We start from the raw sequence: 12843 nt of genomic DNA on the forward strand, positions 1-12843 counted from the left end.
CGGGGCACACGAGAGGGGAACCGCATGGGCGAAGCGCAAGACCAGCTGCGCGCCGTGGCCATCGCCACCGCGACCCAGCTGCGTGAGCGCGGCATCGCCCCCGAGTCGCTGGGGGAGTTCGTCGCGCCGCGGCGTCGACTGCTCGGTACCCGGCCCGCACGCATCGAGCCGGTCGGCGAAGTCTGGCGCCTCGGCGTGCTGCTGCTGCGCGCGAGTGAGCCGGCCGAGTTCCTTGGCGCCGGGCCGAGCCTGCGCGCGCACGAGCCCCCGCCCATCCTCGGCTACACCTCGGAGTCGGCGCGCGAGCGCGACGAGCTGCGGCACGCGGCCATTCGCGGCGGCTTTGCCGAGGGCACCGTCGTGCACTACGACCCTACGCCGCTCGACACCCTGGATGCGTCGAGCCGACCGGCGAGCGTGCGGGACGGCGCCGTCGTGGTTCGCTGGGCGCCGGGATGCTCGCTGCAGCAGGCAACGCTGTTGGAAAGTTACGTGCGCGAACGTCTTGATCTGATTGCAACGGCGCGGATGTAGCGCCCGGCGCGAAAAAATGCCACGATTGACCATCGTGTCCACTTCAAGCCCTACTTTTGCGCCGCATGTCGCTGAGCTCATGCGTAACGGAGAGCACCCGCTGGTCATGCAGATGGCCCGGTGCGTCGACAGTGAATCTGAACTCACTGACTTCCGGTTTGATGACGCCGATGAGCGTGCGGGCGAGGACGTCGCGACCGACCGCTCTGCCGCCCTGCAGAACAACGACGACGAAGAGACTTGGGAACGCCGAGTCCTCGAGCTGCTCGATGGCGGGTCGTACTACGGCTGGCGCGGCAGCCAGGCCTCGCAGCTGCGCAAGGCCCTTGAGCCGCCGACGAGCCAGCTGCTCATCACCGACCAGCGCCTCATGGCCGTTGACGTGAACAACCTCGACGAGCCCGAACTCGAGTGGCAGAGCGAGCGCGACAGCCTCAGCAAGGTGTTCAAGCGCTCGCGCTTCCTCGAGCCTGGCCGCATTGTCATCGTGTTCGGTGACGGTTCGGTGCTTGCGGTGCATGTCGGCATGCTCGGCGGCAAGGCCGCCTCGAAGTGTGTCGCGGCGCTCGGCGCCGAATAACCAAGCAACTCGCCAGCTCGGCTAGCGAGGTGGCGGTCACCTCGCGGCGCGGCGGGTGCCTCGCAAATCCATGACCGCGACCGTGATCGCAAGCCCGGCGACCGCAATAATGGCGGCAAAGCCGATCGCGAGCGCGTTATCCCAGCCGCTCGTCGTGGCAACACTGAACGCAACGCTCGTGATTACGGCGATGCCGATGGCCGTGCCGATGCGCTGCCCCGTCTGGAGCACGCCACCTGCGCTGCCCGCATAGCGCAGCGGCACATCGGCGAGTGACAGGGTCTGGTTCGGCGAGACGATGAGGCCCTGGCCAATGCCCGTGAGGGCCAGGGTGCCGAGCAGCCACCATTCGCTGACCCCGGCGGTGCCGTGCAGCAGTACCACGGCGATGCTCAGGCCGAGGCCGAGCACGACGAGCAGCAGACCCCACAGCACCATGACTCGGCCGATGCGCACGACATAGCGACCGGCGATCGGCGCGGTGATCGCGCCGGTGAGTGCGGCGGGCAGGCCCATCATGCCCGCCGTCAGGGCGTCGTGCCCGAGGCCGCGCTGCATGTACTGGGCGACGAGCAGCCAAATGCTCGTGTTGCCGACAAAGTAGAGGCCGATGAGCAGCGCGCCGTTCGAGAACGATCGCGTGCGAAACAAGTCCATGTCGACCATCGGCGTGCGGCCGCGGGCGCGGTAGCGCAGCTCCCAGCGCACCCAGAGCACAACCAGCGCGACGCCGATGAGCAGCGAACTCCAAACCCACCAACCGAGCGCCGCTTCCATGAAGGGCAGCATGACGAAGAGCGTGCCCGCGGCCAGTAGCAGCATGCCGACGGGGTCGAAGTCCGAGCGCGCCCGCTGCGCCTGCGCGGCATTCGCTTGGGTAATGACAGGGATCTCGTGCGTTGTCGCGCTCGGGTCGTCGATGGCGAGCGGGTGCCACGTCGAGGCGGGCAGATAGGCCCGGGCGGCGAAGATGCCGCCGATCGCGATGGGCACGTTGACGAGGAATGAGGCCCGCCAGCCGATCTCCTCGCCGAACAGTGCGATGAGCCCGCCGCCGAGAATCGGGCCGATTGCGACCGAGACACCGACGATGCCGCCGAAGGCACCGAACGCCCGGCCGCGGAGCTCGCCCTGGAAGAACTGTTGAATGATGCCCGTGACCTGTGGGTTGAGCAGGCCCGAGCCGATGCCCATGATGACGCGCGCGAGGTTGAGCACGAGGATGTTTGGCGCGAGTCCCGAGCACAGGGCGCCGAGGCCGAATACCGCGAGGCCGAGCACGAACAGGCGCCCGCGACCCCACACATCCCCGGCGCGCCCCGAGGCGACCAACAGCACACCAAACACGAGCGCGTAGCCCGAGATCACCCACTGCAGCCCTGAGGTGCTCGCGTCGAGCGAATCGCCGATGGCAGGCAGCGTCACATTGACGATCGAAACGCTGAGCAGCGACATGAATGCGGGTACGAGGATCGTCGGCAGCATCCGTCGCTGCTCGGCGCTGAATCCCGAATTCGTTGCTGCCATCTGCGCCGGTCCTTTCGGTGCGCGTCCGGACGCGCACCGAGCTATTCCATCACGCGGTCGCTGGGTGCGTTCGGATCTGCGGGGCCGCAGTCGCCCGAAGTAATAGAAGTCACCGCACGTCACGGTTGGGAATATGCTGATCGAATGACAGGATCTGCCGTCAACGACGCGGCACGCATGGCCCCTTCCCGCTCGGAGCGACTCGATCGCCTCCCGTTCACCGCCAAGCACGGCCGACTGCTCTTCGGCAGCGGCGTCGGCTGGGCGCTCGACGCGATGGACGTTGGGCTCATCTCGTTCGTGATCGCGGCGCTGATCGAGCAGCAGATCGTGACGACGGGTGAGGCGAGTTGGATCGCCTCGATCGGCTTCATCGGCATGGCCGTCGGGGCGACGCTCGGCGGGCTCATCGCTGACCGTATCGGCCGCCGCCAGGTGTTCGCCATCACGCTGATTATCTATGGTCTGGCCACCGGCGCCTCCGCCCTGGCGAGCGGCGCCGCCCTGCTCATGGTGCTGCGCTTCTTCGTTGGCCTCGGACTCGGCGCCGAGCTGCCCGTGGCCTCGACGCTCGTGTCGGAGTTCGCTCCCAAGCGCATTCGCGGCCGGCTCGTCGTCTGGCTCGAGGCCTTCTGGGCCGTCGGGTGGATCCTCGCGGCGCTCATCGGCACCTTCGTGGTCGCGAGCGGCGAGAACGGCTGGCGCTGGGCCCTCGCCCTCGGCATGGTGCCGGCCGCTTACGCGATCGTCGTGCGGATGGGCCTGCCGGAGTCGGTGCGCTTCCTCGAGGGCAAGGGACGGGTCGGCGAGGCCGAGCGCATCGTGCGCGAGTTCGAGGCCTCGGCCGAGACGCAGCAGACGCTGCAGCGCATCCGCGAGAGCGACGCGCAGGCGCAGGCACCGGCGGATGCGGTGGACGGGCCCGAGGCAGGGGAGCGGCCGCACATTTGGTCGCCCGGCCTGCGCAATCGCACGATCGCACTCTGGGTGATCTGGTTCTGCATCAACCTCAGCTACTACGGTGCCTTCACCTGGATTCCGAGCCTGCTTGTCGCCGACGGCTTCACCCTCGTGAAGTCGTTCCAGTTCACGCTGATCATCACGCTCGCGCAGCTGCCGGGGTACGCGGTGGCCGCCTGGCTCATCGAGGTCTGGGGCCGACGCAGCACGCTCGCCGTGTTCCTCGCCGGCTCGGCCGTGGCCGCGGCGTTCTACGGGCTCTCCGGCGGACTCGGCGAGGGCTGGATCATCGCTGCGGGCTGCCTGCTTTCGTTCTTCAACCTCGGCGCCTGGGGCGCGCTCTACGCCATTGGCCCGGAGCTCTATCCGACGAACATCCGTGGCACCGGGGCGGGCGCCGCGGCCGGCTTCGGCCGCATCGCCTCGATCATCGCGCCGCTGCTCGTGCCGGGCCTCGTCGCGGTCGGCGGCGGCAGCATCGTGCCCGTGTTCACGGTGTTCGCGATTGCGTTCGCGATTGCTGCGGGCGCGGCCCTCGTGCTGCCCGAGCAGCGCGGTCGCTCGCTCGCGTGACTACGCTGAGGGCATGACGACAGACGCTGCTCCAGCCGGGTTGATGAGCCGTCGCGCGCTCGTGCGCACGACCGCGGTTGCGGGCGGGGGCATGGCGCTCGCCGCGTTGCTCAGCGCGTGCGGCGAGTCGAGCCGCGAGGCCGGCGAGACCGCCGCCCCGTTCACGGTGCCGGCGGCCGAGGTGCCGGTCGGCGGCGGCATCGTGCTCGCGCAGCACCAGGCGCTCGTGACGCAGCCGGTCGAGGGCGAGTTCCACGCGTTCTCGGCGGTGTGCACCCACAAGGGCTGTGTGCTGTCGGACGTGCAGGGCGATCGCGCACACTGCGGCTGCCACAACAGCTACTTCGACCTCGCCACGGGCGAGCCGGTGGCGGGGCCCGCGCTCGAGCCGCTGCCCGAACTCACGGTGACGCAGGACGGCGAGCAACTCAGCATCAGCTAAGCGAACGTCACCGCAGCGACATACACTCAGGCTTGTGACTGCTGCGGTTTCCCACGACGTACTCCAAGAACTTGCCGGCCACTTCGGCATTGCGACCGAGTTCACCGACTGGCTCGGTGAACATCGAGAGGTGTCGGACGACACGCTGATCTCGGTGCTCGGGGCGCTCGACGTTGACGCCTCGACCGACGAGCTCGCGCGCGCCGCGCTCGACGACTTGGGTAACCGCCGCTGGCGGCAGGTCGTGCCGCCGACCGTCGTCACGCGCGTCGGCTCGTCGACCGAGGTGCTCGTGCACGTGCCCGCTGGGGCGAGCGTGCAGCTCTCCGTCGAACTTGAAGAGGGCGGGCGCGTCGAGCTCGAGCAGCTCGAGCACTTCGTCGATGCGCACGACGTCAATGGCCTCGCGGTTGGCGAGGCCAAGTTTGCCGTGCCCGCGAGCATCCCCGCCGGTTGGCACGCGATCGTCGCGACGCTCGACGGGGCCGAGATTTCGCCCGAGGCGCGCGTCGCGCTCGACGTCACCGAACGCCGCCAGCGCGGCGCGAGCGAGCCGATCGTCGAGGCGCGCGGCACGCTCATCAGCGCACCCGACGCGAGCAGCTTCGATGTGCCCGAGCCGGTATGGGGCCTCATGGCCCAGCTCTACCAGGCGCGCAGCTCGCGCTCGTGGGGCCTCGGCGACCTCGGCGACCTGCGCACCCTTGGCGAATGGGGCGCCGAGCACGAGGCCGACTTCGTGCTCGTCAATCCGTTCCACGCGCCCTCACCGGTCACACCGCTCGAGCCGTCGCCGTACCTGCCGACGACGCGGCGGTTTCTCGACCCGAGCCTCATCAGCATCGATGACCTCGTTGCGTCCGAGCCGGTGAGTCAGGAGGTCGGCCAGCGCCTCGCCGAGCTCGCGACATTCTGCCGCCAGAACCACACGCGCGACGTCATCGACCGCGATGGCACCTGGCTGGCGAAGCGAGAGGCACTCGCCCTCTGCTTCGACGCCGCGCGTCACGGTGACGACGGCCGCTGGCACGCGTTTGGCGCGTTCTGCGAGCTCGAGGGCCAGGGGCTCATCGACTTCGCGACCTGGGCGGCGCTCTGCGAACAGCTCGGCGGCAACTGGCGCGACTGGCCCGAGGAGTACCGCTCGCCGAACAACGAGGCGGTCGATGTCTTCCGGCAGGAGCACGCCGAGCGCGTCGAGTTCTATTGCTGGGTGCAGTTCGTGCTGCGCGACCAGGGCGCGGCGGCGCAGCAGCGACTGCGTGATGCCGGCATGCGCATCGGCGTCATGCACGACCTGGCGGTTGGCGTGCATCCGTCTGGCGCGGATGCCTGGTCGCTCGTCGACTCGCTCGCGCGTGGTGTGTCGGTCGGCGCGCCGCCCGACCAGTACAATCAGCTCGGCCAGAACTGGTCGCAGCCGCCGCTTCGTCCGGATGCCCTCGAACGGCTCGGCTACGAGCCGTTGCGTGACGTGCTCCGCGCGGCGTTTGCCGGCGCCGGCGCGCTGCGCATCGACCACATCCTTGGCCTGTTCCGCCTCTGGTGGGTGCCCGAGGGGCGCGACGCGAGCGAGGGCACCTACGTCACCTACAACCACGAGGCGATGATCGGCGCGCTGCTGCTCGAGGCGGAGCGCGCGGGCGCACTCGTCATCGGCGAGGACCTCGGCGTCGTGAGCGAGCTCACGCGCCAGGTGATGGCGGAGCGTCACGTCTACGGCACGCAGATCATGTGGTTCGAGTTCGAGGAGGACGGCTCGCCGAAACGCCCCGAGCACTACCGCACCGAATGCCTCGCGACCGTGACCACCCACGACCTGCCGCCGACAGCGGGCTTCCTCGAGCTGCGCCACGTCGACATTCGCGACCAGCTCGGCCTGCTCACGCGGCCGATTGAGGAGGAGCGCGCCGCCGAACAGGAACTCGTCGACGCCTACCGCCAGCAGCTCGTGGAGGAGGGCCGCATCAGCAACGACGCGACCACTGAGGAGGTCGTGCTCGCCCTGCACGAGCGGATGGCCGCATCCGAGGCCCGGCTGTTTGGGGTGTCGCTCGCCGATATGGCGGGGGATCGCCGACCGATTAACCAGCCCGGCACGTTCCGCGAATACCCGAACTGGACCCTGCCTTTGGCGGATGCCGACGGAAATGTGTTGCTCCTGGACCAGATTCTTCGTAGCAATATCGCAACGAGTGTTGTTGAATCCGCGAAACGCGCCCGGTGATGGGCTAACGTATCCTGCGCCGAACGTTTGTTGAGAATTCACTGCCTACTCGGTGTGAATTTTCTCGATAGCTGTTCGGGGGTCACCGCACGACGGCGACTCCCCAAATCAGTCCCAACCGGTTTGTTTCGCAATGGCGCTCACGAAATTTATGCTCAGGAGATTCCTGAACTATGCGATTTTGGCGTTCCTCGCCACCTCCATCGCATACCTCCTGGCATCGTCCCTCCTGCATCCACAAGAAGTGATGTACCCGCCGAACACGCCGGGCGGTCGCCCGGTCCCACCTGAGGTGCAGCAGGCCTACTTCGACATTCGAAACATCAATCCTGATGTGTCGGTCTGGCAGCGCTACCTCACGTGGCTCGGCGACATCATCACGAAGCCATGGGACGAGAAGTTCGGGTACACGACGGGCACCGACAAGAAGGCGCTGCTTGTCATGCCCGAGGTCATCAGCCGCGTCGGTATTTCGCTGCGCCTCATCGTGCTCGGCACTCTCGTCGGTGTCATCGCCGGTGTTGCGCTGGGTGCGTGGTCGGCCGTCAAGCGCGGAACCCTCACTGACCGCACCGTGTCGCTCATTAGCTTTATCGTGTTAGCGCTGCCCACGCCCGTCGTCATCCTGATCCTGCAGGGCGCCAACATGGCAATGCGCGGCGCGACCGGCTTCGGCTTCCCCTCAGTAAACGCCGTTGACCCCAACGCCGTGCCGGGCAGCTGGGACGATATTTCCTTCCAGCTCATGGCGCTCGTGCTGCCTACGATCGCCCTCGCCGTTATGGGCATCGCGAGCTACTCGCGCTACATGAAGGTCACGACCCTCGATGTGCTCGGTGCCGACTACCTGCGTACCGCGCGGGCAAAGGGACTGACGAAGGGGCACGCCATGCGCAAGCACGGTTTCCGCATGGCGCTCATTCCGATGGGCCAGTACTTCGCCTACGCCTTCGCCGGGGCGTTCACCGGCTCGTTCTTCGTCGAGCGTCTGTTCAACTGGCAGGGCATTGGCAACTGGGCCCTCGTGCAGATGCAGATCGCCGACATCAACGGCACCGCCGCAGTCGTGCTCTACAGCGCCATTCTGACGCTGATCGCCGCGACGCTCGCCGACTTCATCCAAGCCGTGCTCGACCCGAGGATTCGGTGATACCCATGGCCCATAACAAGCGCAACTCGGCCGGCCCCTCGCAGACCGGCATATCAGTGCCGAACGTCACTGCAACCGACTCCGAGACCGACGTCATCAATCTCGGTGAGTCCGACACCGTTGTCGGTGCGATCTCCGAACCCCTCACCCGTCGCACCGCCGTCGGCCGGGCAACGCTCGTCTGGCGCCGGATGCGCCGCATGCCCACCTTCTGGATCGGCAGCTCGGTGCTGCTACTGCTGGTGCTCGCGGCGATCATCATGCCGATGGTCTACCAGTACACGCCGATCGAGTACGACTACGCGAACCAGCTCAAGGGCCCGAGCCAATACCACTGGTTCGGCACGAATGCGCAGGGGCAAGACCTGTTTGCGCAGATCATGGTGGGCCTGCGCATCTCGCTCGTCGTCGGTTTCGGCACCGCCATCGTCGTGACCGTGCTCGCGGCGTTCTTCGGCACCCTCGCGGGCTACTTTGGCGGAGCGCTCGACTGGGGCGTCGTCAACCTCATCAATTTCCTGCTCGTCGTGCCGTCGCTGCTGATGATGCTGCTGCTGAGCCCGATCTTGCAGGGCGCCCACTGGATCTTCATGGTGCCGCTGCTCGCGATCTTCTCGTGGATGCTCACGGCGCGTGTGTTGCGCGCCCTCACGCAGGGGCTCGTGAACATGGAGTACGTGCAGGCGGCCAAGTTCATGGGCGTGCCGCACCGAAAGATCATCATGCGGCACATCATCCCCAACATCTCGTCGTGGATGATTATCGACACCACACTTGGTGTCGGTGGCGCCATCCTCGCTGAAACCGGCCTCTCGTTCCTCGGTTTCGGCATCCTCTACCCGAACTTCTCCCTCGGCTCCGTGCTGCAGGGCTACAACATTGCGTTCCCGCACACCTGGGTGCCCGCGGCGATCATCTTGGCCATGCTCGTGGTCTCGATCAACATGGTCGGCGAGGCCCTGCGCGACGCACTCGACCCGACGAGCGGACGGGGACACTAACTATGGCTACAACTGACCCCATTCTTGAAGTCGCTGACCTTTCGGTCTCGTTCCCGAGCGAGGCGGGCACGGTGCAGGCCGTGCGCAACCTCAGCTACGCCGTGCAACCGGGAGAATCACTCGCGATTGTCGGTGAGTCTGGATCCGGGAAGTCCGTGTCGTCGCTCGCGGTGATGGGCTTGCTGCCGTCGTCGGCGAAAGTCTCGGGCTCGATCAAGCTCAAGGGCGAGGAACTCCTGACGAAGTCGGATGCGCAGCTGTCGAAGCTGCGCGGCAAGACAGTTTCGATGGTCTTCCAGGATCCGCTCTCGGCGCTGACCCCCGTGTACCGAATCGGCGATCAGATCGCCGAAACGATCATGATTCACCGCGGCAGTTCTCAGACCGAGGCGAACAAGCGCGCCGTCGAGCTCCTCGACGCCGTGGGCATCCCCAACGCCGCACTGCGGGCAAAGTCGTACCCGCACGAGTTCTCGGGAGGGATGCGGCAGCGCGCGATGATCGCGATGGCGATCGCGAACGACCCCGAGCTGATCATCGCCGACGAGCCGACCACCGCCCTCGACGTGACGATTCAGGCACAGGTCATGGATCTGCTCGAAACCGCGCAGGAAGTCACTGGCGCCGCGACGGTGCTCATCACGCACGACCTTGGCGTCGTAAGCGGATTCGCCGACCGCATCATGGTGATGTATGCGGGCAAGGCCGTAGAATTCGGGGACATTGACTCGATCTATGCTGACCCGCGCATGCCGTACACGAAGGGTTTGCTCGCCTCGGTTCCACGCATTGATGCGATCGATCAGGGGCCGCTCACACCGATCGAGGGCACGCCGCCATCGCTCGTTCGGCTGCCGCAAGGTTGCCCGTTTGCCGCGCGCTGCCCCCTAGCGACCGAGCTCTGCCGCACCGTCGAACCCGAGCTCGAACCGACGAACGTCGAGGGCAACCTCGCCGCCTGCCACCACAGCAATGACCTGGAAGCTGGCGTCGAAATCTTCCCGCGCCCCGAGGTGGCCGAGTCGAACATCCGCACCCCGCGCGAGCAGCGCGACATTGTGCTTGAACTCGACCAGGTCGAGAAAATCTACCCACTCACCAAGGGTGCGCTCGTGAAACGCAAGGTCGGTGAGGTGCGCGCGGTCGACGGTGTCACCCTCGACCTCCGTGAGGGCGAGACCCTTGCACTGGTGGGGGAGTCCGGCTCGGGCAAGACCACGACCATCATGGAAATCATGAAGCTGCAATCGCCGCAGTCGGGCACCATCCGCATCGACGGGCGCGATGTCAGCGAACTGAATCGACGCGAGAAGCTCGACCTGCGCGCGCAGATGGCGATGGTGTTCCAAGACCCGATGGCCTCGCTCGACCCCCGCATGCCGATCGGCGACATCCTTCGCGAACCCATGGAGGTGCACAAGTTCACGCGCGAGCAGATGGATGAGCGCGTCGACTGGCTGCTGAAGACCGTAGGGTTGCTGCCCGAGCAAGCCGCGCGATACCCGACTGAGTTCTCGGGAGGCCAGCGCCAGCGTGTCGGCATCGCCCGCGCGCTCGCCTGCGACCCGCGACTCATCGTGCTCGACGAACCCGTCTCGGCGCTCGATGTGTCCATCCAAGCCGGTGTCATCAACCTGCTCGACGACCTCAAGAACCGCCTCGGGCTGAGCTACTTCTTCGTTTCGCACGACCTCTCTGTCGTGCAACACATCTCCGACCGCATCGCGGTGATGTACCTCGGCACGATCGTCGAGCTCGGCAACACCGACGATGTCTTCTCCGGCCGCCTGTCGCATCCGTACACGCGCGCCCTGCTCTCAGCCATCCCCATCCCCGACCCCAAGGTCGAGCGGGAACGGGAACGAATCGTGCTCAGCGGCGACCTGCCGTCGCCCGCTGACACTCCAACCGGCTGTCGGTTCGTCAGCCGTTGCTATGTGTACCAACACCTGCTTAGCGATGCGCAGCGTGAGAAGTGCGATAGCAGTATGCCTCCGCTCGAGGCTCGAGGGGAGCGCGACCATGCGGTTGCGTGCTACTACCCCGAGTTGACCGCAGAGTACGAACCTACCTCTACAGAAATTCCGACCGCGCTCTCATAAGGAGGCAACATGAAGAAGCGGATTATCGGAGGCATTGCGGCAATAGCGGCGTTCAGCCTTGTGCTGACCGGCTGCTCGCGAGCTGACGAAGACCCAGGCAACACATCCGGTTCCGGTGGCGGCGAAGCCATTGAAATCGGTGCGAACGACATCAACGCACAGGAATATGACGCGGTTGGCGAAGGCGGCACCCTGCGCCTTGGCATCAATGCCTATCCGGCGAACTTCAACTCGTTCACCGCTGACGGCAATGAGGTGAACACTAACAACATCATGGAGGCGATCTACCCCTCGCTTTACACCTACACGGCTGACGGCCAGATCATCGAGAACGACCTCTACACCGAGCGTCTCGAGCTCACGAGCGAAGACCCGATGACGTTCGAGGTCGAGCTCAAGGAGGGCCTGACCTGGTCGGACGGCACTCCGATCGACTGGACCTCGGTGAAGAATGGCGTCGAAGCCATGAACGAGCCCGACTTCAACGTTGCCTCGCGCGAAGGCTTCGAACTCGTCGAGTCGGTTGAGCAGGGAGACAACGAGCAGACCGCGATCATTACGCTGAAAGACGGTGAGGTCTACGCCGACTGGCAGGGCCTCGCGCAGGTCATGCCGGATGCACTGGTTGAGTCCGCCGAGATGTTCAACGAAGGCTGGGTTGAAGAGCCCCTCGTGACCGCCGGCCCCTACAAGATCGAGAAGGCCGACCTCGCGAACAAGGTCGTGACGATGGTGCCCGACGAGAACTGGGCGGGCGACCGCACCGCACGCCTCGACCGCATCTCGTGGACCACGTACGAGGACCCGCAGGCGAGCGCGACCGCGTTCCAGGACGGCCAGCTCGACGTGATCGACGCGGGCGTGCAGGCGGTCTACACCGTTGTCGCGCCGCAGGTCGAATCGGGCGACGCCGAGCTGCGTTCGGCTGCCGGCCCGGACTGGACCCACTTCACCCTGAACGGTGGTGAGGGCCAGATTCTTGCCGACCAGAACCTACGCCAGGCGTTCATGTACGCCATCGACCGCAAGAGCATCTTCCAGGCGCTCAACGGCACCATGCCTTACCCGGACGGTATGGCTGACGAACTGCTCGGCAACCACATGCTCGTGCAGAACCAGAACGGCTACGAGGACCACGCTGGCGACTACGGCACCGCCGACGTCGAGAAGGCCAAGGAACTCATCGAAGAGTCGGGCTGGACGATGGCTGATGACGGCTACTATGAGAAGGACGGCGAGCGCCTCACCGTTCGCTACGTCTACAACGCGGGCTCGCAGACGAACGGCACTGTTGCGCCGATCGCGACCGAGAACCTCAAGGCTGCGGGTATTGAGCTCAAGATCGAGCAGGTGCCGCCGACCGACCTCTTCTCGAAGTACGTCATCCCGGGTGACTACGACGTGACGCTGTTCGGCTGGGCGGGTAACCCGTTCGTCACCTCCGGTGTTTCGATCTGGCGTTCGGACGGCGAGCAGAACTTCTCGCAGGTCGGCACACCCGAGCTCGATGAGGTGCTCAACGAGATCAACGCCACCACCGACGCCGACAAGCAGGTCGAACTGCTGAACCAGGCTGACGAAATGGCATGGGAAGTTGCCGGCAACCTGCCGCTGTTCCAGGCCTACGACTTCATCGTGACCGACCCCGACCTCGCGAACTACGGTGCGCCAGGCTTCGAATCGATCACTGACTGGACCATGGTCGGCTTCGTCGACGGCGCTGACAACCTCGGCTAACCCTTCTATC

10 protein-coding genes are annotated in these 12843 nt (G+C 66.1%); 9 read left to right on the forward strand and 1 reads right to left on the reverse strand.

The genetic code is table 11. The features are described 5' to 3' along the window. Nucleotides 1-24 precede the first annotated feature (24 nt). Together M3M28_RS04905 and M3M28_RS04910 are read left to right on the forward strand one after the other, a co-directional pair. Nucleotides 25-534, forward strand: coding sequence for a hypothetical protein (locus M3M28_RS04905; protein WP_249387700.1), 510 nt, complete (start codon nt 25-27; stop codon nt 532-534). A gap of 79 nt (nt 535-613) precedes the next feature. Further along, entirely contained in the window at nt 614-1114 is a 501-nt protein-coding gene (locus tag M3M28_RS04910; protein WP_125106194.1) for a hypothetical protein, read from the forward strand. Nucleotides 1115-1150: 36 nt separating this feature from the next. Here the strand turns inward: M3M28_RS04910 and M3M28_RS04915 are convergent, their stop codons facing one another. Beyond that, on the reverse strand, nt 1151-2641 hold the full coding sequence (locus tag M3M28_RS04915; RefSeq protein WP_249387701.1) for an MFS transporter: 1491 nt from the start codon (nt 2639-2641) through the stop codon (nt 1151-1153). A 144-nt stretch (nt 2642-2785) separates the two neighbouring features. Here M3M28_RS04915 and M3M28_RS04920 point away from each other — a divergent pair, with 144 nt between their 5' ends. The 7 genes from M3M28_RS04920 to M3M28_RS04950 all read left to right on the forward strand — a co-directional run bounded on the left by M3M28_RS04920 (nt 2786) and on the right by M3M28_RS04950 (nt 12833). Further along, nucleotides 2786-4174, forward strand: coding sequence for an MFS transporter (locus M3M28_RS04920; RefSeq protein ID WP_249387702.1), 1389 nt, complete (start codon nt 2786-2788; stop codon nt 4172-4174). A gap of 13 nt (nt 4175-4187) precedes the next feature. Next, complete coding sequence (locus M3M28_RS04925; RefSeq protein WP_249387703.1) at nt 4188-4616, forward strand: Rieske (2Fe-2S) protein; 429 nt, start codon at nt 4188-4190, stop codon at nt 4614-4616. A gap of 34 nt (nt 4617-4650) precedes the next feature. Then, complete coding sequence (gene malQ / locus M3M28_RS04930; protein ID WP_249387704.1) at nt 4651-6843, forward strand: 4-alpha-glucanotransferase; 2193 nt, start codon at nt 4651-4653, stop codon at nt 6841-6843. Between the two features lie 247 nt (nt 6844-7090). Beyond that, nucleotides 7091-7993, forward strand: coding sequence for an ABC transporter permease (locus M3M28_RS04935; protein WP_249387705.1), 903 nt, complete (start codon nt 7091-7093; stop codon nt 7991-7993). 5 nt (nt 7994-7998) lie between these two features. Beyond that, a complete protein-coding gene (locus tag M3M28_RS04940; protein WP_249387706.1) occupies nt 7999-8994 on the forward strand; it encodes an ABC transporter permease in 996 nt (331 codons plus the stop codon). Between the two features lie 2 nt (nt 8995-8996). Next, nucleotides 8997-11096, forward strand: a complete 2100-nt coding sequence (locus tag M3M28_RS04945) for an ABC transporter ATP-binding protein (RefSeq protein WP_249387707.1) — start codon at nt 8997-8999, stop codon at nt 11094-11096. Nucleotides 11097-11105: 9 nt separating this feature from the next. Continuing rightward, complete coding sequence (locus M3M28_RS04950; protein ID WP_249387708.1) at nt 11106-12833, forward strand: ABC transporter family substrate-binding protein; 1728 nt, start codon at nt 11106-11108, stop codon at nt 12831-12833. Nucleotides 12834-12843: the final 10 nt, after the last annotated feature.

This window comes from Gulosibacter sediminis (assembly GCF_023370115.1).
GTDB classification, from domain to species: domain Bacteria; phylum Actinomycetota; class Actinomycetes; order Actinomycetales; family Microbacteriaceae; genus Gulosibacter; species Gulosibacter sediminis_A.